The sequence below is a fragment of the Streptomyces sp. NBC_00223 genome (assembly GCF_036199905.1).
Taxonomy (GTDB): Bacteria; Actinomycetota; Actinomycetes; order Streptomycetales; family Streptomycetaceae; genus Actinacidiphila.
Map to the genome: position 1 here is coordinate 5,592,268 of NZ_CP108109.1, position 22,415 is coordinate 5,614,682.

Annotated in this window: 22 protein-coding genes; 12 read left to right on the plus strand and 10 right to left on the minus strand. The window is 72.7% G+C overall.

Translation table 11 applies throughout. The annotated features are described in order from the left end of the window. Positions 1–46 precede the first annotated feature (46 nt). Positions 47–1,189, minus strand: coding sequence for a magnesium and cobalt transport protein CorA (locus tag OHA30_RS23910; RefSeq protein WP_328915921.1), 1,143 nt, complete (start codon positions 1,187–1,189; stop codon positions 47–49). A gap of 401 nt (positions 1,190–1,590) precedes the next feature. On the opposite strand from OHA30_RS23910, the gene OHA30_RS23915 reads away from it, so the two are divergent. Further along, positions 1,591–2,187 carry a suppressor of fused domain protein gene (locus OHA30_RS23915; protein WP_328915922.1) on the plus strand — a complete coding sequence of 199 codons (597 nt, stop codon included), beginning with the start codon at positions 1,591–1,593 and terminating at the stop codon, positions 2,185–2,187. Positions 2,188–2,234: 47 nt separating this feature from the next. Here OHA30_RS23915 and OHA30_RS23920 read toward each other — a convergent pair whose 3' ends face one another. After that, positions 2,235–3,527, minus strand: coding sequence for an MFS transporter (locus OHA30_RS23920; protein ID WP_328915923.1), 1,293 nt, complete (start codon positions 3,525–3,527; stop codon positions 2,235–2,237). Positions 3,528–3,677: 150 nt separating this feature from the next. Between OHA30_RS23920 and OHA30_RS23925 the strand changes: the two genes are divergently transcribed. The 3 genes from OHA30_RS23925 to OHA30_RS23935 all read left to right on the plus strand — a co-directional run bounded on the left by OHA30_RS23925 (position 3,678) and on the right by OHA30_RS23935 (position 6,193). Further along, complete coding sequence (locus OHA30_RS23925; protein ID WP_328915924.1) at positions 3,678–4,316, plus strand: DUF6758 family protein; 639 nt, start codon at positions 3,678–3,680, stop codon at positions 4,314–4,316. A 256-nt stretch (positions 4,317–4,572) separates the two neighbouring features. Continuing rightward, positions 4,573–5,460 carry a PHP domain-containing protein gene (locus tag OHA30_RS23930; protein ID WP_328915925.1) on the plus strand — a complete coding sequence of 296 codons (888 nt, stop codon included), beginning with the start codon at positions 4,573–4,575 and terminating at the stop codon, positions 5,458–5,460. Positions 5,461–5,584: 124 nt separating this feature from the next. Then, positions 5,585–6,193 (plus strand): MarC family protein, encoded by a 609-nt coding sequence (locus tag OHA30_RS23935; protein ID WP_328915926.1) that lies wholly within the window; start codon positions 5,585–5,587, stop codon positions 6,191–6,193. Between the two features lie 91 nt (positions 6,194–6,284). On the opposite strand, the gene OHA30_RS23940 is transcribed toward OHA30_RS23935, so the two are convergent. The 3 genes from OHA30_RS23940 to OHA30_RS23950 all read right to left on the minus strand — a co-directional run bounded on the left by OHA30_RS23940 (position 6,285) and on the right by OHA30_RS23950 (position 9,705). Continuing rightward, positions 6,285–6,425: a hypothetical protein gene (locus OHA30_RS23940; RefSeq protein ID WP_328915927.1), complete on the minus strand. Its 141-nt coding sequence runs from the start codon at positions 6,423–6,425 to the stop codon at positions 6,285–6,287. Positions 6,426–6,518: 93 nt separating this feature from the next. Beyond that, positions 6,519–7,514 carry an alpha/beta fold hydrolase gene (locus OHA30_RS23945; protein ID WP_328915928.1) on the minus strand — a complete coding sequence of 332 codons (996 nt, stop codon included), beginning with the start codon at positions 7,512–7,514 and terminating at the stop codon, positions 6,519–6,521. Between the two features lie 139 nt (positions 7,515–7,653). Further along, the gene (locus OHA30_RS23950; RefSeq protein WP_328915929.1) at positions 7,654–9,705 is read right to left on the minus strand and encodes a DEAD/DEAH box helicase; all 2,052 of its coding nucleotides are present in this window, start codon (positions 9,703–9,705) and stop codon (positions 7,654–7,656) included. A gap of 368 nt (positions 9,706–10,073) precedes the next feature. On the opposite strand from OHA30_RS23950, the gene OHA30_RS23955 reads away from it, so the two are divergent. Continuing rightward, on the plus strand, positions 10,074–10,802 hold the full coding sequence (locus OHA30_RS23955) for a ferritin-like fold-containing protein (protein WP_328915930.1): 729 nt from the start codon (positions 10,074–10,076) through the stop codon (positions 10,800–10,802). A gap of 263 nt (positions 10,803–11,065) precedes the next feature. Here OHA30_RS23955 and OHA30_RS23960 read toward each other — a convergent pair whose 3' ends face one another. The 4 genes from OHA30_RS23960 to OHA30_RS23975 all read right to left on the minus strand — a co-directional run bounded on the left by OHA30_RS23960 (position 11,066) and on the right by OHA30_RS23975 (position 12,883). After that, on the minus strand, positions 11,066–11,344 hold the full coding sequence (locus OHA30_RS23960; RefSeq protein ID WP_328915931.1) for a hypothetical protein: 279 nt from the start codon (positions 11,342–11,344) through the stop codon (positions 11,066–11,068). 145 nt (positions 11,345–11,489) lie between these two features. Continuing rightward, positions 11,490–11,720 (minus strand): DUF3107 domain-containing protein, encoded by a 231-nt coding sequence (locus tag OHA30_RS23965; RefSeq protein WP_328915932.1) that lies wholly within the window; start codon positions 11,718–11,720, stop codon positions 11,490–11,492. A 133-nt stretch (positions 11,721–11,853) separates the two neighbouring features. Then, positions 11,854–12,495 (minus strand): TetR/AcrR family transcriptional regulator, encoded by a 642-nt coding sequence (locus tag OHA30_RS23970; protein WP_328915933.1) that lies wholly within the window; start codon positions 12,493–12,495, stop codon positions 11,854–11,856. Positions 12,496–12,628: 133 nt separating this feature from the next. Next, positions 12,629–12,883, minus strand: a complete 255-nt coding sequence (locus OHA30_RS23975; protein ID WP_328915934.1) for a hypothetical protein — start codon at positions 12,881–12,883, stop codon at positions 12,629–12,631. A gap of 168 nt (positions 12,884–13,051) precedes the next feature. Here OHA30_RS23975 and OHA30_RS23980 point away from each other — a divergent pair, with 168 nt between their 5' ends. From OHA30_RS23980 to OHA30_RS23990, 3 genes are all read left to right on the plus strand, one after another. Beyond that, entirely contained in the window at positions 13,052–14,092 is a 1,041-nt protein-coding gene (locus OHA30_RS23980; protein WP_328915935.1) for an alpha/beta fold hydrolase, read from the plus strand. 8 nt (positions 14,093–14,100) lie between these two features. Beyond that, the gene (locus OHA30_RS23985; protein ID WP_328915936.1) at positions 14,101–15,414 is read left to right on the plus strand and encodes a DUF3152 domain-containing protein; all 1,314 of its coding nucleotides are present in this window, start codon (positions 14,101–14,103) and stop codon (positions 15,412–15,414) included. A 269-nt stretch (positions 15,415–15,683) separates the two neighbouring features. Then, positions 15,684–17,381, plus strand: coding sequence for a DUF3492 domain-containing protein (locus tag OHA30_RS23990; RefSeq protein WP_328915937.1), 1,698 nt, complete (start codon positions 15,684–15,686; stop codon positions 17,379–17,381). A gap of 518 nt (positions 17,382–17,899) precedes the next feature. Here OHA30_RS23990 and OHA30_RS23995 read toward each other — a convergent pair. After that, positions 17,900–18,187: a hypothetical protein gene (locus tag OHA30_RS23995; protein ID WP_328915938.1), complete on the minus strand. Its 288-nt coding sequence runs from the start codon at positions 18,185–18,187 to the stop codon at positions 17,900–17,902. Between the two features lie 6 nt (positions 18,188–18,193). On the opposite strand from OHA30_RS23995, the gene OHA30_RS24000 reads away from it, so the two are divergent. The 4 genes from OHA30_RS24000 to moeZ all read left to right on the plus strand — a co-directional run bounded on the left by OHA30_RS24000 (position 18,194) and on the right by moeZ (position 22,365). Beyond that, positions 18,194–19,132 carry a hypothetical protein gene (locus OHA30_RS24000; protein WP_328915939.1) on the plus strand — a complete coding sequence of 313 codons (939 nt, stop codon included), beginning with the start codon at positions 18,194–18,196 and terminating at the stop codon, positions 19,130–19,132. Positions 19,133–19,225: 93 nt separating this feature from the next. Continuing rightward, positions 19,226–20,137, plus strand: a complete 912-nt coding sequence (locus OHA30_RS24005) for an NAD-dependent epimerase/dehydratase family protein (protein ID WP_328915940.1) — start codon at positions 19,226–19,228, stop codon at positions 20,135–20,137. Beyond that, entirely contained in the window at positions 20,125–21,051 is a 927-nt protein-coding gene (locus tag OHA30_RS24010; RefSeq protein WP_328915941.1) for a spherulation-specific family 4 protein, read from the plus strand. The genes OHA30_RS24005 and OHA30_RS24010 overlap by 13 nt, the downstream gene beginning before the upstream one ends. 135 nt (positions 21,052–21,186) lie before the next feature. Next, complete coding sequence (gene moeZ / locus OHA30_RS24015; protein WP_328915942.1) at positions 21,187–22,365, plus strand: adenylyltransferase/sulfurtransferase MoeZ; 1,179 nt, start codon at positions 21,187–21,189, stop codon at positions 22,363–22,365. Positions 22,366–22,415 lie beyond the last annotated feature (50 nt).

Here is a 22,415-nt window from a genome sequence, read left to right on the forward strand (position 1 = left end):
CCCTGACCCCCGCACGGAAGCCGTACGGGGAGCCGTGCGGGAGGGGTCAGAGCCAGCCGTTGCGCCGGAAGCCGCGGTGGATCATGAAACAGACCGCCACCATCGCCACGATCACCGTCGGGTAGCCGAACTTCCAGCGCAGCTCGGGCATGACGTCGAAGTTCATCCCGTAGACACCCGTGATCATCGTGGGCACCGCCAGGATCGCCGCCCAGGCGGTGATCTTGCGCATGTCCTCGTTCTGCACCACGGTGGCCTGCGCGAGATTGGCCTGAAGGATGGAGTTGAGCAGGTCGTCGAAGCCCACGACCTGCTCGTGGACCCGGGCGACATGGTCGGCGACGTCCCGGAAGTACTTCTGGATCTCCGGGTCGATCAGCCGCATGGGCCGTTCGCCGAGCGTCTGCATCGGCCGCAGCAGCGGGGAGACCGCCCGCTTGAACTCCAGCACCTCGCGCTTGAGCTGGTAGATCCGGCCCGCGTCGCCGCCGCGCGAGGTCTTGCCGTTGCCCGCCGAGAAGACATCGATCTCGACCTCGTCGATGTCGTCCTGCACGGCCTCCGAGACGGCCAGATAGTCGTCCACCACCTGGTCGGCGATGGCGTGCAGCACGGCCGAGGGCCCTTTGGCGAGCAGTTCGGGGTCGCCCTCAAGGCGGAGCCGCAGGGCGCGCAGCGAGCCGTGGCCGCCGTGCCGGACCGTGATGACGAAGTACTGGCCGGTGAAGACCATCACCTCGCCGCTCTCCACGACCTCGCTGGTGGCGGTGAGTTCGGCGTGCTCGACATAGCGGATGGTCTTGAAGACGGTGAACAGCGAGTTGTCGTAGCGCTCCAGCTTGGGCCGCTGGTGGGCGTGGACCGCGTCCTCCACGGCCAGCGGGTGCAGCCCGAACTCCTCGGCGATACCGGCGAACTCCTGCTGGGTCGGCTCGTGCAGCCCGATCCAGACGAAGCCGTTGCTGCCGTCGCACTGGTCGCCGGGCCGGCCGTCGCGCACGGCGTCGAGCGCGTCGCGCAGCCCGATGGCGTCGCTGCACCGCACCCCGTCGCGGTAGACGGCGCAGTCCACCACCGCGCTGGTGGCCGTGGGGTCCGGCGTACGCGTGGCCGGGCCGTAGTCGTAACCGGCTGCGGGCTTGCGCAGAGCGGGGCGAACGACTGCGCGCAGATCACGGATCATCGACATGGCAAGCTCCTTCACGGACTGGCCGACGGCACAAGGCGCCGCACTGAAATGCAGATCAGGGCTGGATGATCGAAAAGCAGTTCAGGGCGCTCTTCCGGCACGGGCAGAACCCACGGGAGGCCGGGCAATCACGCGTTTCACGGCCGAAAGGCCGGGTAAGGAACGCGGAGGCTCAGATCGCGGGACGGCACGTGGAAGAGCTGCCGGTACTGCACGGTCGACTAGGATCCATGTCAGTCCCACCTCCTCCGGCCGTTCCCCGCTGGGGGATGACGTACGCGAACGCTCCACCTTAGCAAGCCCGGATGACTTCGAGGTCACACCCGTCGGCTTCGAGCCCTCCGGGGGCGCTGCCGGGGCCGACCCGCGAGCCGGATTCGGACGGGCCCTATGCTCGGCGTATGGGCAAGGAAGCGGACGTCACAGCGTTGGTGGAGGCTCGGCTGCACTCCCGTTTCGGCCCGCCGGACGCGCGCGCGGCGGTCACTTTTCTCGGTACGGATCGCATCGAGGTGCTGCGTTTCTCCGACGACGGTCTGCTGCGCTACGTCACGCTCGGTATGTCCGCCCGGCCGATGAACGACCCGCTGGCCACCGTCGCCGATCCGGTACGCGGCCCGCGCGCCGAACTCGTGCTCTCGGTCCGGGCCGGCGTCGCCGACACCGACAAGGTGCTGCGCCCGCTGGCCGTCCTGGCGGCGTCGCCGCAGGTCGAGGGCGTGATCGTGGCGCCCGGCAACTCACTCGACGTGGGCGAACCGCTCTGGCCCGGCGCGCCCTTCTCCGCGGTGCTGGTCGCCGAGGGCGGCGGGCTCGTCGAGGATCTCGACCTCGACGAGCCCCTCGACCCGGTGCGTTTCTTCCCCCTGCTGCCGATGACGGCCAATGAGGCGGCCTGGAAGCGGGTCCACGGCGCCGCCGCCCTCCAGGAACGCTGGCTCGCGCGCGGCACCGACCTGCGCGACCCGCTGCGCGGCCCGGTCCCGCTGACCGACTGACCGGCTGGCCGGCTGACCGGCTGATCGGCGTACGGTCCCGGCGTCGGTCAGGCGGGCTGCGCCGCGGGCACCGGCCCGGCCTCGGCGATGACGTCCTCGCCGTGGACCACGGTCAGATGGCGGCGCCGTACCGCGATCACACCGGCGCCCGCGAGAGCGGCCAGCGCGGCGACCACGAACGGCATCCGGATGTCCGTCCACTCCTCGATCTTCGGCGCGAGATACGGGGCCGCGGCCGCCGCGAACCAGCGGACGAAGTTGTAGCCCGCGCTCGCCACCGGGCGCGGCGCGTCCGAGACGCCCAGCGCCAGTTCGGTGTAGACGGTGTTGTTCAGACCGATCAGCGCGCCCGACGCGATCGTGCAGGCGATCGCCGTGGTGTGGTCGCCGTACCCGAGGATCACCAGGTCGGCGGCGAGCAGCACCAGCGAGCCGCCGAGCACCCTCAGCGAGCCCAGCCGGGCCTGGAGCCGGGGCGCGACCAGCACGGAGAAGACCGCGAGCAGCAGACCCCAGGCGAAGAAGACCGCGCCCGAGCGGTACGGCGACATGTTCAGCACGAACGGTGTGAAGGCCAGCACCGTGAAGAACGCGTAGTTGTAGAAGAACGCCGAGGCCGCGACCGAGGCGAGACCGCCGTGGCCGAGCGCCTTGATCGGGTCGAGCAGCGAGGTGCGGCGGGCGGGCCTCGGCTGCTCCTTGAGGAAGAGCGAGATCGCCAGGAAGCCGATCGCCATCAGCACGGCCGTGCCGAAGAACGGGTAGCGCCACTTCATGTCGCCGAGCACCGCGCCCAGCAGCGGGCCGCAGGCCATGCCGAGGCCGAGCGCCGACTCGTAGAGCAGGATCGCGGACGCCGCGCCGCCGCTGGCCGCGCCGACGATGACGGCGAGCGAGGTGGAGACGAACAGCGCGTTGCCCAGGCCCCAGCCGGCCCGGAAGCCGACGAGCTGGGAGACGGAGTCCGAGGTGCCGGCCAGACCGGCGAAGACCACGACGAGCGCGAGGCCGGCCAGCAGCGTCTTGCGGCCGCCGATCCGGCTGGAGACGAAGCCGGTGACCAGCATCGCCACGGCGGTGATCAGGAAATAGCTGGTGAACAGCAGGGAGACCTGACTCGGAGTGGCGTCCAGGCCCTTGGCGATGGACGGCAGGATCGGGTCGACCAGTCCGATGCCCATGAAGGCGACGACGGCCGCGCCCGCCGTGGCCCAGACGGCGGTCGGCTGACGCAGGATGCCGGCCGGCTTCGCCCGGGTCCCGTGCGGCCCCGCCGTGGTTCCGTGCGGCTCGGCGGTCGTCCGTTGCGGCGTCGTGCCGGCCTCCTGAGGGGTGTGCATACCCACCGCTCCCTTCTAGTTGGTATATACACATATTAGGTTGGCTATAGCAACTAATGCAAGATGCACCTACATTCCGACGCGCTCCACCGGGCCCGGACGGGTGATCGTCCTTGACGCGGGCACAGGCCAGGAGGACCGTGGGACTTTATGAGGGGCGAACCCAGTTGCCCGAAGTGCGGTGGCAGGGTCAGAGCGCCCGGCCTCTTCGCCGACTCCTGGCAGTGCGATGTGCACGGGACCGTGTACCCACTGCAACCGGTCGTACCGCCCAGCGTCGAGGCGCTCGGCGTTGTCGTGCACCACGCCCATGTGCCGGTGTGGATGCCGTGGCCGCTGCCCGTGGGGTGGCTGTTCTCCGGGATCGCCGCCGCCGGTGACGACCGCAGCGGCGGCCGGGCCACCGCTGTGACCTGCTCCGGCCCCGGACCGCTCGGCGGCCCCGGCGAGCTGATGCTGATCGCCGAGGAGCTGGGGGTCGGCCTCGGCGCGCGTTACGCCGGTATCCCCGGCCCCGACCCCGGCCCCAACATGTGCGTCGACCGGCCCGCCCACGCCAAGGTGCTCGCCGCCGGGCGGCCCACCGCGCTGTGGCACGTCTCGGGTGCGCCCGAGGACCGCGTCGTCTTCGCGGGCGAGGCCCTCGGGCTGTGGCTGTGGGCCATCGTCTGGCCCGAGGAGACCGGGCTGCTGATGTACGACGAGCTCGTCCTGACCGACCTGCGCGACGCGGGCGCCGAGGTCGACCTCCTCCCCTGCGGCGCCCTCTCCCCCCGCCTCCTCTCCTGAGCAATTCCAGCCCGCCCGGCGTTTGAGCGCAGGCAGCCCGCCCGGACGTTACGATTCCAAGCCCGCCGGGACGCTACGTCCAACCAAGCCCGCGCGGCGTTTGAGCGCAGAGAGCCCGCCCGGCGTTTGAGGGCAGCGGCGTGACGTGGGCGAGAAGGTCGACCAAATCAAGCCCGTGCGGACGCACGTTATGCTGAGTGGGCGCAAGGCCAAAGCCTCGCGCCCACCCCGTCCCTACGTCCCCGCGGAGCGCGTCGTGCGAATCGACCTGCACACCCACTCCGCCGCCTCCGACGGTACGGACACCCCCGCCGACCTCATACGCAACGCCGCCGCCTCCGGGCTCGACGTCGTCGCCCTCACCGACCACGACACCGTCAGCGGCCACGCCGAGGCCGGCGCCGCACTGCGCGCGCTCGACACCCCGCTGACCCTCGTGCCCGGCGCCGAGCTGTCCTGCCGGGTCGACGGCATCAGCATGCACATGCTGGCGTACCTCTTCGACCCCGACGAGCCCGAGCTGTACCGCGAGCGCGAACTCGTACGCGACGACCGCGTGCCCAGGGCCCGCGGCATGGTCGCCAAGCTCCAGGAGCTCGGCGTGCCCGTGACCTGGGAGCAGGTCGCGCGGATCGCCGGCGTCGCGGAGGACACGCCCGGTCCGCCCGGGGGAGTCTCCGTCGGGCGGCCGCATGTCGCCGCCGCGATGGTGGAGCTGGGGGTCGTGGACAGCGTCTCCGACGCGTTCACCGACCAGTGGCTCGCCGACGGCGGCCGCGCCTACGTGGCCAAGCACGAACTCGACCCCTTCGACGCCGTACGGCTGGTCAAGGCGGCCGGCGGTGTCACGGTCTTCGCGCACCCCGGCGCGCACAAGCGCGGCCGGACCGTGCCCGACGGCGTGATCGCCCGGCTCGCCGCCGCCGGACTCGACGGCATCGAGGTCGACCACATGGACCACGACGTCCCGACCCGGGCCAGGCTGCGCACCTTCGCCGCCGAACACGGGCTGCTCGCCACCGGATCGAGCGACTACCACGGCAGCCGCAAGACCTGTGTCCTGGGCGAGTACACCACCGACCCCGAGGTCTACCGGGAGATCGCCCGCAGGGCGACGGGCGCGGTGCCGATCAGCGCCGTCTAGCAAGGCCGCCGCACCTCCGCCCCGACCGGGGCCACTCCGCAACCCCCCAACCTGCCCCCGTACTCCGGGCGGGCCCGTGTTCTGTCCCGGGCCGCCCCCACGCACACCAGCCGAAAGCTCCGCCATGTTCGACGTCACCCTGTTCGGGTCGGTCTTTGTCACGCTCTTCGTGATCATGGACCCGCCCGGAATCACCCCGATCTTCCTCGCCCTGACCTCCGGCCGCGCCGGCAAGGTGCAGCGCAGAATGGCCTGGCAGGCCACCTCCGTCGCACTCGGCGTCATCACCGTCTTCGGTATCTGCGGGCAGCAGATCCTCGACTATCTGCATGTCTCGGTGCCCGCGCTGCGGGTGGCCGGCGGACTGCTGCTCCTGCTCATCGCGCTCGACCTGCTCACCGGCAAGGCCGACGAGCCGACGCAGACCAAGGACGTCAATGTCGCCCTCGTACCGCTGGGCATGCCGCTGCTCGCCGGGCCCGGAGCGATCGTCACGGTGATCCTCGCCGTGCAGCACGCGGACGGCTTCGGCGCTCAGGCGTCGGTGTGGCTGGCCATCGTGGCGATGCACGTCGTGCTGTGGCTGACCATGCGCTACTCGCTCGCGATCATCCGGCTGATCAAGGAGGGCGGGGTCGTGCTGGTGACCCGGCTGTCCGGAATGCTGCTGTCGGCGATCGCCGTGCAGTCGGTGGCGAACGGCATCTTCGGCTTCATCCACGGCGAGGGCTGAGCGCCGTACGCGGCCGGGCCGGGCGAGTGTGCCCGGAGATGCCAAAGCGCCCCGTACATGTGTACGGGGCGCTGTTGCGGTGGGCCTGCGATCAGTCCGCGGGGCGGATGTAGATGCGTTGCCCGAGAGCAGCAGCCTGCTGCACGATCTTGTCGACGCTGTCGGCGTCCACGACGGTGCTGTCCACGGCGTCGCCGTTACTGTCGTCGAGTCGCATGATCTCAAAGCGCATGGGGCTTCTCCCTTCGTCGCGCGTTACATGTGTGGTCAACGAACACCCCCTTCGAAACATTCCTCAGGCTAATGAAAAACTTTCCGGACCGAACTACTCGCCGGTGAGGGAGTTCACGTCGCTTCCCTGTCCGGCCCTGCCGCCGTGCCGATTGCCGTCGTGCCCACTGCCGGCGTCGCCCGTGCCGACGCCGATGCCGGTCGCGTCGTCGGCCGCGCCGGTCGTCCAGAATCCGATGAGCGCCGCCGCCGTCTCGGCCGGCCGCTCCGCGTTGGGGGAGTGCTCGGCGCCCTTGATCACCACACGCCTGGCGTCCAGCCGTACGGCCATCGCGTCCAGCCACGGCACCGGCCAGGCGTAGTCCACCTCGCCGGACAGGACGAGCTTGGGCAACCGTACGGCGGCCAGTTCGTCCACGCGATCGGTTTCGCTCATCAACTGACGTGCTGTGGCGATGAGTTGGCCGGGGACGGTGGTCACCCAGCGTCGGTGCAGAAACTCGTCGAGCCAGGCCGGGGTGTCCGCCCGCACGCTGTTCTCCGCGTCCGTCGCGCGCATCGCCTGCCAGGCCGTCTCCATGTCGGTGGTCGGCAGGAAGTCGATCAGCAGCTGCGTACGGGGCCGCAGTTCATCGCTGATCGCCGCCGGGCCCGAACTCATCAGCGTCAGCGACGCCCAGGGTCCGGCGCCGGTGGCCAGCACCGCGGCCCGTACGACATGGCCGCCCATCGAGTGTCCCAGCACATGCACCCGTTCGGCCCCGTACGCCGCCGCGAGCGCGTCGCGCTGCGCGATCACGTCGGCCGCCAACTCGCGCTGGGCGTACGCCTCCTCGCCGCTCGGACCACCGGACTCGTACTGCCCGCGGCCGTCCACGCAGACCGCGCGGAAACCGGCGGCCGTCAGCGGGACCAGCAGATTGAGGAAGTCCTCCTTGCTGCCGGTGAACCCGGGTACCAGCAGCGCGGTGCCCCGCGCGGGAGCGTCACGGTCGGGGGCGGCGTCCAGCACCGCGAACGACCCGCGGTCCGTCTCCAGCCGACGGGCGGACACGTTCTCCGGCAGGTCAAGGGTGGTCGGTCGGCTCATGAACCGAGATTACGCGTCGCGTATGTCGTTGACGTTGCACACCGCTGTTCCGGCCGCCCGGCGTTCCCCGCGACCGAAAGAACGCCCCCGGCTGCGGGGCCGGGGGCGTTCATCGGTACGAATCCGGTAGGCGCGGGGCTCAGCCCGCGTCCACGGTCTCCGCCGGAGCGGCGACCTTGCGGGTGCGGCGGCGAGGCGTCTTGGGAGCGGCCTCGGCGGCCGCTTCGGCGACGGGCTCGGCGGCCGGGGCGGGCACCTCGGCGGCGGCCTTGCGGGTCCTGCGCCGGGGAGCCTTGGGGGCCTCCTCGGTGTCCGCGGGGACGGCCGGGGCCGGGACAGCCGCCTCGACGGTCTCCACCGGGGCCGCGGCCTTGCGGGTACGGCGGCGCTTGGGCGACTCCTCCACGGCCGGGGCCTCGTCGGCGACCGGCTTCACGTCCGCGACCGGCGTCACAGGCGCGTCGGCCGGTGCGGCCGCCGCGCTCTTGCGGGTCCTGCGGCGGGGCGCCTTCGGTGCCTCGTCCACGGGCGCGACCGGAGCCGGGGCCGCCGCTTCCACGACGGCTTCGGTCACGGCTTCCGGCGTGACCGTCTCCGGCGTGACCGCCGCCGACGTGCGGGTACGGCGACGGCGGCGCGGGGTGCGTACACCCTGCTCGCCCTCGGCCGCCTCGGCGGGGGCCGAGACCGCGACCGCAGACTCGGCCGCGGCGCTCTGCTCGGCGGTCAGTGTCTCCCCGCCACGGGTGCGCCGCCGCTGACGCGGGGTGCGGGTGCGGGCGGGACGCTCCTCGACGGGAGCGGCGGCCTGACGGCCGGAGCCCGAACCGCCGGCGGGACGCCGGCCGCGCGCTCCGCGGCCGCCCGTCTCGCCCAGGTCCTCGACCTCTTCCGCGTCCAGACCCGCGCGGGTGCGCTCGGCCCGGGGCAGTATTCCCTTGGTGCCCTCGGGAATCCCCAGCAGCTCGTAGAGGTGCGCGGAGGTGGAGTAGGTCTCCTCCGGGTCGTTGAAGGACAGGTCGAGCGCCTTGTTGATCAGCTGCCAGCGCGGGATGTCGTCCCAGTCGACCAGCGTGATCGCCGTACCCGAGGCGCCCGCGCGGCCGGTGCGGCCGATGCGGTGCAGATACGTCTTCTCGTCCTCGGGCGTCTGGTAGTTGACGACGTGCGTGACGCCCTCGACGTCGATACCGCGGGCGGCCACGTCGGTGCAGACCAGGACGTCGACCTTGCCGTTGCGGAACGCGCGCAGCGCCTGCTCGCGGGCGCCCTGGCCGAGGTCGCCGTGGACCGCGCCGGAGGCGAAGCCGCGCTTCTCCAACTGCTCGGCGACATCGGCCGCCGTCCGCTTGGTCCGGCAGAAGATCATCGCGAGACCCCGGCCGTCGGCCTGGAGGATGCGCGAGACCAGCTCGACCTTGTCCAGCGAGTGGGCCCGGAAGACGTGCTGGGTGGTGTTGGCCACCGTCGCGTTCTCGTCGTCGGGCGAGGTGGCGCTGATGTGCGTGGGCTGCGACATGTAGCGGCGGGCCAGATTGATGACCGCGCCCGGCATGGTGGCCGAGAACAGCATGGTCTGGCGCTTGGCCGGCAGCATGCCCATGATCTTCTCGACGTCGGGCAGGAAGCCCAGGTCGAGCATCTCGTCGGCCTCGTCGAGCACAAGCGCCCGGACGTGCTTGAGGTCGAGCTTCTTCTGTCCCGCCAGGTCCAGCAGACGGCCCGGGGTACCGACGATCACGTCGACGCCCTTCTTGAGGGCCTCGACCTGCGGCTCGTAGGCACGGCCGCCGTAGATCGCCAGGACCCGGACGGCACGGACCTTGCCGGCGGTCAGCAGATCGTTGGTGACCTGCTGGCACAGCTCACGGGTCGGTACGACGACGAGCGCCTGCGGCGCGTCGGTGAGCTGCTCGGGGGTCGCGCGGCCCGCCTCGACATCGGCGGGGACGGTGACGCGCTCCAGCAGCGGCAGTCCGAAACCGAGGGTCTTGCCCGTACCGGTCTTCGCCTGGCCGATGACGTCGTTGCCCGCGAGGGCGACCGGGAGCGTCATCTCCTGGATGGGGAAGGGAGTCATGATGCCGACGGCCTCAAGGGCCTCGGCGGTCTCGGCGAGAATGCCGAGGCTGCGGAAAGTGGTGGTGGTCAGGATGTTGCCTCTTCTGTGAGACGCGGCACTGTGCGGCAAGGGGGGTCGAGCAGCCGGCACACGGAATCGCACAGTGCCGGTCACTGACCGCGCAGAGGTGTCATACGGCCACAGGCGGCCGTGAAGCGCGGGACCGCTGCCCTCGCTCAAGCCGCGAGTGGGCCCCTCCCGATGTCGGGAAGGCGGTCGGTTCGGAGCCGATCGGGCCACCGACCGGGCATCCTGGTGTTGCGTACGTCGCCCGCCGGACGTCGGGAAAGTGAGCCGACTGCCGACGGGTGCAATACCACTCTACCCCGGAAACACGTAGCTGCACCCGATCAAATGTTTCGTTCGGGACCGCACGGGTGCGCGGGCGGGTGGTCACGCGTCCTACGGGAGGTCCCGACTTGGCTATTGTGCGCAGCATGGAGACGCCTGACGAGACCATCCCGCCCGCCACCGGAATCGCCGCCCAGGACTGGGCCGCCGCGTCGGCCGCCCCGCAGTACCGGGCCGCCGTCGTCGACCTGCTCGGCGCGCTGGCCTACGGCGAGCTGGCCGCCTTCGAGCGGCTCGCGGACGACGCGAAGCTCGCGCCGACGCTGGAGGACAAGGCGGAGCTGGCGGCGATGGCGGCAGCCGAGTTCCATCACTTCGAGCGGCTGCGGGACCGGCTCTCCGAGATCGGCGAGGCGCCGAACGGGGCGATGGCGCCCTTCGGCGCGGCGCTGGACGAGTTCCACCGGCTGACCGCTCCCTCGGACTGGCTGGAGGGCCTGGTCAAGGCGTACGTCGGCGACTCGATCGCGTCCGACTTCTACCGCGAGGTCGCGGTACGGCTCGACTCCGACACGCGGACGCTGGTGCTGGCCGTGCTGGACGACACCGGGCACGCGAGCTTCGCGGTGGAGAAGGTACGGGCCGCGATCGCGGCGGAGCCGCGGGTCGGGGGGCGGCTGGCGCTGTGGGCGCGGCGGCTGATGGGGGAGGCGCTGTCGCAGGCGCAGCGGGTGGTGGCCGATCGGGACGCGCTGTCCACGATGCTGGTGGGGGGTGTGGCGGACGGGTTCGACCTCGCGGAGGTCGGGCGGATGTTCTCGCGGATCACGGAGGCGCATACGAAGCGGATGGCTGCGCTGGGGTTGGCCGCGTAGCGCTCGTGCCGCGCGGGCTTTGGCGCGGTGGGCTCGCCCCGGGCTGACTTGCCCTCCGCGCCGGGCCGGCTCTGGCCTCAAGCGCCGGCCGGGCTTCCCTTTGCCCTCAAACGCCGGGCGGGCTGGGTTTGGCCGACCTTCTCGCCCTCGTCACGCCTCTGCCCTCAAACGCCGGGCGGGCTTCGCTGCCCTCAAGCGCCGGGCGGGCTTGGGTGTGGCTGGGCGGGCTTCGCCGCCCTCAGACGCCCCGGCTGGCGCAGCCCTCAGGCGTCGGGGGCGGGGGTTTTGGCGTGGCGGGGTGGGCGTGCGGGGCGGGCGAGGAGGCTGAGGAGGGCGGCCGAGGTGAGGAGCGCGGCCGGGAAGGTCGCTTCGAGGTGGCCGCCGCCGAAGACCGTGTACGTGACGAGGCCGCCGGTGAGCGAGGCGACCGGACCCGTGGCCAGCAGCAGCGGGCCGGGCGGGAAGCGCTGCGGGAGCAGCCGGCTCACCGAGACGGCGGCGAGCAGCCCGAGCAGGGCGTAGGCGACGGCTTCCCACAGCATCGTGAGTCCTCCCGTGGACAGGCGGTACGGGCGTACGGACCGGTCAGTACGGGGGTCCTACCCCAGGAGGCAGCCGGACAAAACGGCGTCGGCCAAAACAGAGGGGTGGCAACCGGTCACGACCGGTTGCCACCCCTTGGTGCTCTCAGAGCGCGGCGCCGAACCCGACCCGGCGGGCGGCCGGCTCACCGATCTCGACGTAGGCGAGACGGTCGGCGGGGATCAGGACCTTGCGGCCGTGCTCGTCCACCAGGCTCAGCAGCTTCGCCTCACCGGAAAGAGCCTCGGCCACGGCCTTCTCCACCTCGGCCGCCGACTGCGCGCTCTCGATGTTGATCTCGCGCGGCGCGTGCTGCACGCCGATCTTGACCTCCACGGCTTGGATACCTCCGATGGTCCACGGGGTGCGCGGTCGATTCGCGCCGTACGCAGCAAAGACTAGCCCGGCACGACCGGCGGCAATCCGTAGTCGGGGAACGCCGTGAGCGAACAGCGCGGGCGGCGTGCCGTCAGTGGTGGCCCTCGGCGCCGTGCAGCGGGAAGCCCGCGATGCCGCGCCAGGCCAGGGAGGTGAGCAACTGCACCGCCGTGTCCCTCGGCACCTCGCTGCGGCTGGCCAGCCAGTAGCGGGCCACCACCTGGGAGACGCCGCCGAGGCCGACGGCCAGCAGCATCGACTGCTCGCGGGCCAGGCCGGTGTCCTCGGCGATGACCTCGCTGATCGCCTCGGCGCACTGGAGGGAGACCTTGTCGACCCGCTCGCGGACGGCGGGCTCGTTCGTCAGGTCGGACTCGAAGACCAGCCGGAAGGCGCCGCCCTCGTCCTCGACGTAGGCGAAGTACGCGTCCATCGTGGCCTCGACGCGCAGCTTGTTGTCCGTGGTGGACGCCAGCGCGGTGCGCACCGAATGCAGCAGTGACTCGCAGTGCTGGTCGAGCAGCGCCAGATAGAGCTCCAGCTTGCCGGGAAAGTGCTGGTAGAGCACGGGCTTGCTGACCCCGGCGCGCTCGGCGATGTCGTCCATCGCCGCCGAGTGGTAGCCCTGGGCGACGAACACCTCCTGGGCCGCCCCCAGCAGTTGTTCACGTCGGGCCCTGCGGGGCAGGCGGGTGCCGCGCGGCCGGGCCTGAGTCTGCTCGATGGCTGTCACGCCGCCTCCCAGTTCTGGTGAAGGAACGAACGAACACTGCGATGCCCATCGTACTTTTCAGTAACGACACTGTGCGCTGTGCGGACGGACATTCTCACGTGGTAAGACCCGCCGGCGACAGTCGGACGACGGTTCAGCGGTAGTCGTCCTCGTCCAGATCGACCACCCGCCGCTGCTCGGCGGCGTCGGCGGGGTCGGCCTCGCTGTCCTCGGCCGGGCGCCCGGTGACCGGTTCGTCGTCGTGCTGGAGCAGTTCGACGTGCTGCTCGGCGGCGTCGGCCTCGGGGGTCTCCAGATCCAGATCCGCGTCCGGCTCGGTCCCGGCCTCGTCGTCGGACCGGTCGGCTTCCCGCTCGAAGCGGTCGATGTCGTCGATCTCCTGGGACATGACGCCTTCTTTCCTCGCGCCCCCACGCCCCCGCTCCTGTCCGAGCGTAGGCCCAGGCGATCGGCGGCGCGGCGCGGGTGGCGGCTTCCGGACCCTTCACCGACTCTTCTGACCGTTTGTGGCGCCGAACACACCAGGGCGGACGTGATCCTCTCGTAACATCAACCCATGCCCTCGACCGACTCTCCTCACGCGGCCGTCGCACCGGCGTCCGTGCCCCCGGCGGGACCGGTGCCCGCGGACGGGGAATCGGTGCGTACGGTCGAGCTTTCGGGGCTCACTCTGGTGGTGCGGGCGCACGACGGGGGCGCGGAGCGGGCGGAAGGCGAGCCCGCGCTGTTCGTGCACGGCCTCGGCGGCTCCTCGCAGAACTGGACCGCGCTGATGGACCGGCTCGCCGACCGGGTGGCGGGGGAGGCCCTGGACCTGCCGGGTTTCGGCCATTCACCGCCGCCGGACGACGGCGACTACTCGATCGCCGGGCACGCCAGGGCGGTGATCCGGCTGCTGGACGCGCGGCCCCGGGGGCCCGTCCACCTCTTCGGCAATTCCATGGGCGGCGCGGTCACCGTGAAGGTCGCGGCGGCCCGGCCCGACCTGGTCCGTACCCTCACCCTGGTCTCGCCGGCGCTGCCCGAGGTGCCGCCCCAGCGCACCGCCCTGCCCACGGCGCTCGCCTCCGTCCCGGGTCTGCCCCGGCTCTATCTGCGCGCCACCCGGGACTGGCCGGTCGAGCGCCGCGCCCAGGAGCTGTTCACGCTCTGCTACGGCGACCCGTCGGTCATCGGCGCGCCGGCGCGCGCCGAGGCGGTGGCCGAGTACCGGCGCCGGATGGAGCTGCCGTACTTCTGGGATGCGATGATCCGTTCCACCCGCGGCATCGTGAACGCGTACACCCTCGGCGGGCAGCACGCGCTGTGGCGGCAGGCCGAGCGGGTGCTGGCGCCGACGCTGCTGGTGTACGGAGGGCGGGACAAGCTGGTGTCGGTGAAGAGGGCCCGCCGGGCGGCCCGGGCATTCCGGGACAACCGGCTGCTGATCGTCCCCGACAGCGGCCATGTGGCGATGATGGAACACCCGGAGCTGGTGAACCGGGCCTTCCGCGACCTGCTGTACGAGGTCGAGGGCCGTACGGGCGCCGACACGGGCCAGGACACAGGTACGGGGACGGATACGAGTCCGACGAGCGCTGCGGCGAGCGGGAGCTGATCGAGGGCGTGGGCAGACACAGCGCGACGGACGGCCAGGACGGCCGCGAGAACCGGATACACGGCGGCACCGAAGGGGTCTTCGCCGGCCGGCCGGTGCCCCCTGCCGCGCCCGGCACCGGCCGGCGGCGGCGCGGCCCGGCCGAGGAGAGCGGCTACTTCACGGCGATCCGCCCGCAGGACCTGGACGGCCCGCCGCCGACCCACCCCGAGCACCGCGAGCACGCGGCCTGGGGCGCGGGCGGCTGGCCCGCGCCGCCCGGGCGGTCCCGGGACCTGCCGATGGACCCGGTGGAGGAGTGGGCCGCGGACTGGGCGCCGTACGACACGGCCTCCGCGCTCAGCTCGCCGGTCTCCGGGGCCGCGCTGCCGCGGCACACACAGACCCAGGAGCGGCTGATCCCGCATCCGCGGCAGGATTTCGTCGACGCCTTCGACGCGCCTCCCGCGCCGCCGCAGCCGGTGGCGCCCGAGACCCCCGAGGAGCCCGCGCCCGAGGCGGAGAAGCGGAGCGGCGGCAAGGGCCGCACGCTCAGCGGCGTCGCGGCGGCGGCCGTGGTCGCCGTGCTCGCCGTGGTGGTGAGCGGGCAGGTCGCGCACGACAAGAAGCTCGACGAGGAGCGTGCCACGGACACCGGCAAGCGGTCCGCCGCCGACGAGGCGTCGCGCTCGCAGCCCCGTCCGTCCGCGGCTCCGGCGGCTGTGGCGAACACCCCCGCGGTCCCCACGTACGACGAGCTGATGGCGAAGCAGTATCCGCTCGCGGCGAAGCTGAGCCTGTCCGGCGCCTTCGAGACGGTGCCCGGGCACCAGGCGGCGCCCGGCAAGGGCAAGGTCATGAAGTACCGGATCGACGTGGAGAAGGGTCTGCCGCTGGACGCGGACCTCTTCACCGAGACGGTGTTCCGGACCCTCAACGACCCCCGCAGTTGGGGCCACGGCGGCACGATGACCTTCGAGCGGGTCTCCAGCGGCCCCGCCGACATCGTCATCACGCTCGCCAGCCCCGGGACCACCGACAAGTGGTGCGCGAAGTCCGGTCTCGACACCTCGATCGAGAATGTCTCCTGCGACTCGGCGTCCACCCCTCGTACGATGATCAACGCCTACCGGTGGGCACAGGGGGCCGTGACCTACGGCCCGACGCGGATGCACGAGTACCGGCAGATGCTGATCAACCACGAGGTCGGGCACCGGCTCGGGCACAACCATGTGGGCTGTCCCAAGGAGGGGATGCCCGCTCCGGTGATGATGCAGCAGACCAAGTTCCTGTCCCTGGACGGCGGTCCGACCTGCAAGCCCAACGCCTGGCCGTTCCCGTAGCGCCAGGCCGCGCGGACCCTCCGGCGGGCGTCCTCCGGACCTTCCGCCGGCCGTCACAACGGCACTTCAGGTCCCTTCAACGCGCGGCGGCGGGATAAGTTACGCCGCTTCACCCCTTTTGGTGGCGCGACGGACAACCGTCCGTCGCGCCACCGGTATACCGGCATACCGTCTTCGCGCCGGGCGGACGCAGCGGCGTCGCACCACCGCGACACCCACCCCGTCCCGGCACTGACCGAAAGCCCGGCATGCCGAGAGGGGGCGCACCCGTGCGCATCGCACTACTCACCGAGGGTGGCTATCCGTACGCGCGAGGTGAGGGGGGCGCGTGGACCGACCGGCTTGTGCGCGGGCTCACTCAGCACGAGTTCGAGGTGTACGCGCTGAGCCGTTCGCCCCGCACGGACGCCGGGGGGAGGGTTCCTCCGCCGGCGCATGTGCGCCGGGTGCTGACCGCGCGTCTGTACGGCGAGCCGCCGGACCGGGCCGCTCGGCAGATCGGGCGGTTCGGTCCGGGCCGGGCGGCCGCCCGGCGGGCCGGCGGGGGGCGGGCCGGACGCGTCGCCTTCCGCGGTCACTTCGCGGATTTGGCCGCCGCGCTGGCCGGCGGGAGCACGCTGGAACCCCATGAGCGGGCGGATCGTTTCGCCGCCGGGCTCTACGGTCTCGCCGAGGTCGCCGTCGACCACGGGGGCCTGCCGGAGCTGTTACGCGGCGAGGATGCGCTCGGCGCACTGGAGGCGGCCTGTCACGCGCCCGGCGTACGCCCCCTGCTCAAGGACATCGTCGTCACCGAACTCCTCGCCGTGGTCGCGCTGCTCGAACACCAGCTGCGGCCGCTGTCGCTGCCCTGGTACGGGCCCGGGGAGCTGGGCGCCGCCGATCTGTGCCACGCGGTCTCCGGGGGTCCGGCCGCGCTTCCGGGGCTGCTGGCCAAACGGTTCTGCGGGACACCGCTCATCGTCACCGAGTACACGGTCCGGGCGCGGGAGGCGCTGCTCGTGCACCGGGCGGCCGGGCTGCCCCCGGCCGTACGGGCGCTGCTCGGCGACTACCACCGGCTGCTCGCCGGGGAGAGCTACCGCCGGGCCGCGCTGATCACACCCGGTTCCGCGCATGTGCGGCGCTGGCAGGAGCGGTGCGGGGCCCGGCCGGAGCGGATGCGGACGGTGTACCCGGGGATCGACGCGGCGCGGTTCGCCCGCGCGGCGTCGGAGGCGGCGGGGGCTTCCGTGCTCGCGCTGCCCGTCGCACGCGTCGACCCGACGGTCGTGTGGGTCGGCCGGGTCGACCCCGCGAAGGATCTCGTCGCGCTGCTGCACGCCTTCCGCGCGATACGCGCGGGTGAGCCGCGGGCGCGGCTGCGGATCTTCCACCCGCCGGCCACGGGGGAGCGGGCGGCGGCCTATCTCGGCCACTGCCGGGCGCTCGCCGCTCGGCTCTTCCCGGGGGACGACGCGCCCGTCGGCGGGGTCACCTTCGAGGAGATCGGCGCTCCGGGCGTCCCTGAGCTGGCGGACGCGTACGCCGCCGGGGACGTCGTCCTGCTCAGCAGCGGTGCGGAGGGCTTTCCGCTGAGCCTGGTCGAGGCGATGCTCTGCGGGCGGCCCACGGTGTCCACGGACGTGGGGGCGGTGCGGGAGGTCGTCGGCGGTACGGGCCTTGTCGTGCCGCCGCGCAATCCGCGCGCGCTGGCCGAAGCGGCGCTCGTCCTGCTGCGCGGGCCGGAACGGGCCGCGCGGCTCGGGGCCGCCGCGCGGGAACGGGCGCTGGGGCGGTTCACGGTCGAGACGTGTGTGGGGGCCTTCCGCGAGAGCTATCTCGACGTGGTCGCGCGGTATCCCGCGCGGCGCGAGCCGCTGCGGGACGCGGCGGGGCGGCCGCGGCCGTTCACCACGCCCGCGGAGTCGCTCGCGCCCGCGCGGCTGTCCCCGACGCCCGCGGTGCCGGGAGGTCCGCGCCGATGAATTCCGTCCCGCCCGGCAGCGATTCCCCGGCGCCGCGACCGCCTCTGCCTGCGGAATCGATTTGCCACGGGCATATGGCCCCCCCGTCGCCCGACCCCGACGCGGCCGCCCCTGCCGACGGCGCCGACCCGTCCGCCGGCCCGGCCCCCGTCGCGGGTGAGGTGTCCTCGGCCGGTACCGGCTCCGTCCCTGGCGCGGCCGCCCCCGACACCGCTGCCGACCCGTCCGCCGGCCCGGCCCTCGTCGTGGGCGAGATGCCCTCGGCCGGTACCGGTGGTCCCGGGGACAACCCCGGCCTGCCCGGAGGCCCGGCCACACGTGTGACCAGCTACGAGCCTGCCGCCGCTGCGAGCGCCTCGCCGCCGGCCGCCGATGCGCTCGGCGAGTTCGGGGACGGCGCTTGGTCCACCGGCCGGGGCACCCGCTCGGCCGTCCCTGGAGGGCCGTCCGAGGACGAGGCCAACTCCGCCGCCGGTGGGGAGCCCTCGGAGCGTTGGGGTGATGGCTTCGACGTGTTGTCAGGAACGGGCGCGCCTGTTGTCCCAGCGGACGGGCTTGGGGTCGGGGGGCGGGGGAGCGGCCCCTCCGTGCTCGGCGGGGTCGGCGTGGTGTCGGGCGCTGACTCGGGCGGAGGGGCGGGCGGTGGGCCTGGCCGCAGAGGGGTCGACCCGGCCGCTGTCGGTGTGGTGGCGAGGCGTGATCAGCCCGGCGTTGTGGGGCTCGGGGGGCCGTCCGTCGGCGGGGTTGGGGCGGTGGCCGCAGGGCGGGGGGTGGGAGATCCGTTGCGGGGGGTTGCGCAGCGGCATCAGGCGATGATCGCCGGGTCCGTCGACGTGTGGGAGATCGCCGCCGGCCTGGAGGCACGCGGCGTCACCGACGCCGACGCCCGCAGGCTGCGGCACCGTGACGTCTTCGGCCTCGCCGAGGAGCTGCGCGCGAGGGTGCCGAGGTCCATCCCCCGCCACGCCCCGGCCGTCCCCACCGCGGGACGCGAACCCGTACGGCTCCCCGCGCGGAGCGCGGCCCTGCACCTGCTCCCCGGCGCGGGCTGCGCCCTCGCCGTCGCCACGGCCAGGCCCGTCCACCTGCCCCTGCTCGGCGCGCTGCTCGCCGTACTCGCCGCCGCCGCGACCTGGGCCGCGCTGCGCCAGGGCCCACTGCGGGCGGCAGGCCACGAAACCGGCGCCACCTGGTCGTACGGACTGCTCGGCTTCGCGCTCTACGGCCCCCAGGCCGGCGCCGCCCTGGCCGGGGACGGCCCCTTCGACCCGGTCGCGAGCACCGGCGCCTTCACCGCGCTCGCGCTGAGCCTGCTGCCCGCCGCGTACTGCGCCCGCTGGTTCGCGGTCGGCGCCCGCGCCCAACTCGCGCCGAGCCACGGCCTGTCCGACTTCGCCGACGCCGTACGCCCCCGGCTGGCCGCCGCCCTCGCCGGTTACGCCGCCGCGCTGCTCGCCCTGCTGGCCGCGACCGGCGCGGTCGTCGGCGACGAGCCCGTCGCGGGCCCGGCCGCGCTCGGCCTGCTGCTGTTCACCGCGCGGCTGCTGGCCGTGCACGGCCGGGGACGTACCGCCGCCGGCGGCCTCGCCGCGGCCTGCGCCGCCGAGGCGCTGTACCTCGCAGCGGCCCTCGCGGGCCTCGCCCTCGACGGCGCCACCGCCGAAGCGGCGATCTGCGGCTGCGCCGCCCTCGTCCTCACCACGCGGGCCTTCCGCGTCCTGCCCCGCGCCTCGGCGCACCGCCGTACCTGACGACCGACCTTCCGCACGCGACAACCCAGGAGAAAGACCCATGAACACGCACCGCACGTCACCCACCGCCCGCCTCGCGCGAGGAGGCTCCCGATGAGAGTCCTGCTGCTCGGAGCCGACGGATTCATCGGACGGCACGTCGCGGAACGGCTCCTCGCCGACCCCGCCGTCCAGCTCACCGCGCTGGGGAGGAACGACGACGCGGACGTCCGGTTCGACCTCGCGACCGGCGCGCCGGGCGTGCTGGCCCGGTTCGTGAACGCCGTGCACCCCGGCGTCGTCGTCAACTGCGCGGGCGCCACCCGAGGCAACGCCCGCGATCTGACCCGGCAGAACACCGTCGCCGTCGCCACCGTCTGCGAGGCGATGCGCCGCAGCGCGGTCGGCGCGCGCCTGGTCCAGGTGGGCTGCGGCGCGGAGTACGGCCCCTCCCCGGCGGGCGCCTCCACCGGCGAGGACGCGCCCCCGCGCCCGGGCAACCCGTACGGCGTCAGCAAGCTCGCCGCCAGCGAACTCGTACTGGGCTCGGGCCTGGACGCCGTCGTGCTGCGGGTGTTCAGCCCGGTCGGGCCCGGCACACCCACCGGAGCGCCGCTCGGCAGGATCGCCGAGACGCTGCGCCGCGCGATGCAGCACGGCGACGGCGAGCTGAAACTCGGCGGCCTGGGTGTGCACCGCGACTTCATCGACGTGCGGGACGTGGCCAGGGCCGTGCACGCCGCGTCGCTGTCGGCCGCGCAGGGCGTGGTGAACATCGGCAGCGGCCGGGCGGTACGCATGCGGGACATGGCCGCCGCCCTTGCACACGTCGCCGGCTTCGACGGTGTGCTGCGCGAGGTCGACGAACAGGTGACGGGCGCCGCCCAGCCGCCGTACCCCGACGGCTGCGGGCAGTGGCAGCAGGCGGACGTCCGTACCGCGAGGGACCGGCTCGGCTGGCGGCCGCGGATCGGCCTTGAGGAGTCGCTGGCCGACGTGTGGATGGAGGCGGCATGCCGCGTCTGATTCCGTTGCGCATCCGCTCGCGCGCCCGCCGGGCCGACGCCGCCCGCGAGGGCTCGTCCGAGGAGTCCTGTACGGGCTCGCGCGACACCGCCCGTGAGGGGTCGCGCGAGCCCACCGCCACCTCGTCCCGTACCCCGTCCCGGACCTCGGCCCGTACGTCCTCCGGTACGCCGCCGTCCGCGCGCGGGGGCGCGGACGGGGCCGCCCGTACCGGCTTCGGCGTGCCGGCCTTCGCGCACCCGCTGGTCGCGCCCGCCGAGTGGGCCGAACTGGCCCGGCCGGGGGCGCCGCTGGACTGGGTGGCCTTCGATGTCGCCCGTGGTCCCGGCGCGCGGCCCGATCCGCTCTACGGTGAGGCCGTCGCCCGGGTGCGTGAGAACGGCGTCCCGCTGCTCGGACGGCTGGACGCCGTCCACGGCACCCGGCCGCGCGGCGAACTGCTCGCCGAGGCGGCCCGCTACCGCGACTGGTACCGGGTCGACGGCTTCTACCTGGACCGGCCGCCGACCCTGGGGGCCGAGACCGCCGAGTGCCGCCGTACGGTCGCCGCGCTGCGGGCGCAGCTGGACGGTGCCGGGACGGTCGTCCTGGCGCCCGGCGCGCACCCGCACCCCGGCTACGCCGAGTTCGCCGACCAGCTCGTCGTCTTCCACGGCCCGTGGACCCGTTACCGCTGGTCGGAGGCGCCGCAGTGGACGGCCGGTTATCCGCCCACCCGCTTCGCGCACCTGGTGCACGGACTGGCCGCCCCGCACCTGGACACGGCCCTGCGGATCGCCCGCTGGCAGGGCGCTGCCACGGTGTGCCCGACCGACCGCACCGACCGGGACGGCGCCGATCCGTGGGCGGGCCTGCCCTCCTATTGGCACGAAGCGGTACGGAAGGTGTGCGGACAGCCGTCGCCCAGCATGTGACCGGTCGGTGTCTCGGTCCTCGGACCGGGTGTCTTGGAATGAAGACGGGCGTGGCAGTGTTGCAGGGACAGCGTGTGCGGACACCTGTCCGTATGAACTGTCTGATGACCGACCAACCGTATTGCTGAGGTCCCTGTGTCGCTGCCACCCCTGGTCGAGCCGGCCGCCGAGCTCACCGTTGACGAGGTCCGCAGGTACTCGCGTCACCTGATCATCCCCGATGTGGGCATGGACGGGCAGAAGCGGCTGAAGAACGCCAAGGTGCTGTGTGTCGGCGCCGGCGGCCTCGGCTCGCCGGCCCTGATGTACCTGGCCGCCGCCGGTGTCGGCACGCTCGGCATCGTGGAGTTCGACGAGGTCGACGAGTCGAACCTGCAGCGTCAGATCATCCACAGCCAGGCCGACATCGGCCGCTCGAAGGCCGCGTCCGCGCGGGACTCGATCCTGGGGATCAACCCGCTGGTGAAGGTCGTCCTGCACGAGGAGCGGCTCGAAGCCGAGAACGTGCTGGACATCTTCGCGCAGTACGACCTGATCGTGGACGGCACGGACAACTTCGCCACCCGCTATCTCGTCAACGACGCGTGTGTCTTCCTGAACAAGCCGTACGTCTGGGGCTCCATCTACCGTTTCGACGGCCAGGCGTCGGTCTTCTGGTCCGAGCACGGTCCCTGCTACCGCTGCCTGTACCCGGAGCCCCCGCCGCCGGGCATGGTCCCCTCCTGCGCCGAGGGCGGCGTCCTCGGCGTGCTGTGCGGCTCCATCGGGGCCATCCAGGTCAACGAGGCCATCAAGCTCCTCGCGGGCATCGGCGAGCCGCTGCTCGGCCGGCTGATGATCTACGACGCCCTGGAGATGCAGTACCGCACGGTCAAGGTCCGCAAGGACCCGGACTGCGCGGTCTGCGGTGAGCACCCGACCGTCACCGAGCTGATCGACTACGAGGCCTTCTGCGGCGTCGTGTCCGAGGAGGCCCAGGAGGCGGCGGCCGGCTCCACGATCACTCCCAAGCAGCTCAAGGAGTGGATCGACGACGGCGAGAACATCGAGATCATCGATGTCCGCGAGCCGAACGAGTACGAGATCGTGTCCATCCCGGGCGCGAAGCTCATCCCGAAGAACGAGTTCATCATGGGCAACGCCCTGTCCTCGCTCCCGCAGGACAAGCGGATCGTGCTGCACTGCAAGACCGGCGTCCGCAGCGCCGAGGTGCTGGCCGTGCTGAAGTCGGCGGGCTTCGCCGACGCGGTCCACGTCGGCGGCGGTGTGATCGGGTGGGTCAACACGATCGAGCCCGACAAGCCGATCTACTGATTCCGCTGATCTTCGGCGGGTGATCTTCCGCGTGCGGTAAGGGGCGGCAC

Bases quoted from the DNA above. Each gene is read 5' to 3' on its own strand.
- OHA30_RS23910 (WP_328915921.1), bottom strand. From the start codon at position 1,189: ATGTCGATGATCCGTGATCTGCGCGCAGTCGTTCGCCCCGCTCTGCGC.
- OHA30_RS23915 (WP_328915922.1), top strand. From the start codon at position 1,591: ATGGGCAAGGAAGCGGACGTCACAGCGTTGGTGGAGGCTCGGCTGCAC.
- OHA30_RS23920 (WP_328915923.1), bottom strand. From the start codon at position 3,527: ATGCACACCCCTCAGGAGGCCGGCACGACGCCGCAACGGACGACCGCC.
- OHA30_RS23925 (WP_328915924.1), top strand. From the start codon at position 3,678: ATGAGGGGCGAACCCAGTTGCCCGAAGTGCGGTGGCAGGGTCAGAGCG.
- OHA30_RS23935 (WP_328915926.1), top strand. From the start codon at position 5,585: ATGTTCGACGTCACCCTGTTCGGGTCGGTCTTTGTCACGCTCTTCGTG.
- OHA30_RS23940 (WP_328915927.1), bottom strand. From the start codon at position 6,425: ATGCGCTTTGAGATCATGCGACTCGACGACAGTAACGGCGACGCCGTG.
- OHA30_RS23945 (WP_328915928.1), bottom strand. From the start codon at position 7,514: ATGAGCCGACCGACCACCCTTGACCTGCCGGAGAACGTGTCCGCCCGT.
- OHA30_RS23955 (WP_328915930.1), top strand. From the start codon at position 10,074: ATGGAGACGCCTGACGAGACCATCCCGCCCGCCACCGGAATCGCCGCC.
- OHA30_RS23960 (WP_328915931.1), bottom strand. From the start codon at position 11,344: ATGCTGTGGGAAGCCGTCGCCTACGCCCTGCTCGGGCTGCTCGCCGCC.
- OHA30_RS23975 (WP_328915934.1), bottom strand. From the start codon at position 12,883: ATGTCCCAGGAGATCGACGACATCGACCGCTTCGAGCGGGAAGCCGAC.
- OHA30_RS23980 (WP_328915935.1), top strand. From the start codon at position 13,052: ATGCCCTCGACCGACTCTCCTCACGCGGCCGTCGCACCGGCGTCCGTG.
- OHA30_RS23995 (WP_328915938.1), bottom strand. From the start codon at position 18,187: ATGCCGCTGCGCAACCCCCCGCAACGGATCTCCCACCCCCCGCCCTGC.
- OHA30_RS24000 (WP_328915939.1), top strand. From the start codon at position 18,194: ATGATCGCCGGGTCCGTCGACGTGTGGGAGATCGCCGCCGGCCTGGAG.
- OHA30_RS24005 (WP_328915940.1), top strand. From the start codon at position 19,226: ATGAGAGTCCTGCTGCTCGGAGCCGACGGATTCATCGGACGGCACGTC.
- OHA30_RS24010 (WP_328915941.1), top strand. From the start codon at position 20,125: ATGCCGCGTCTGATTCCGTTGCGCATCCGCTCGCGCGCCCGCCGGGCC.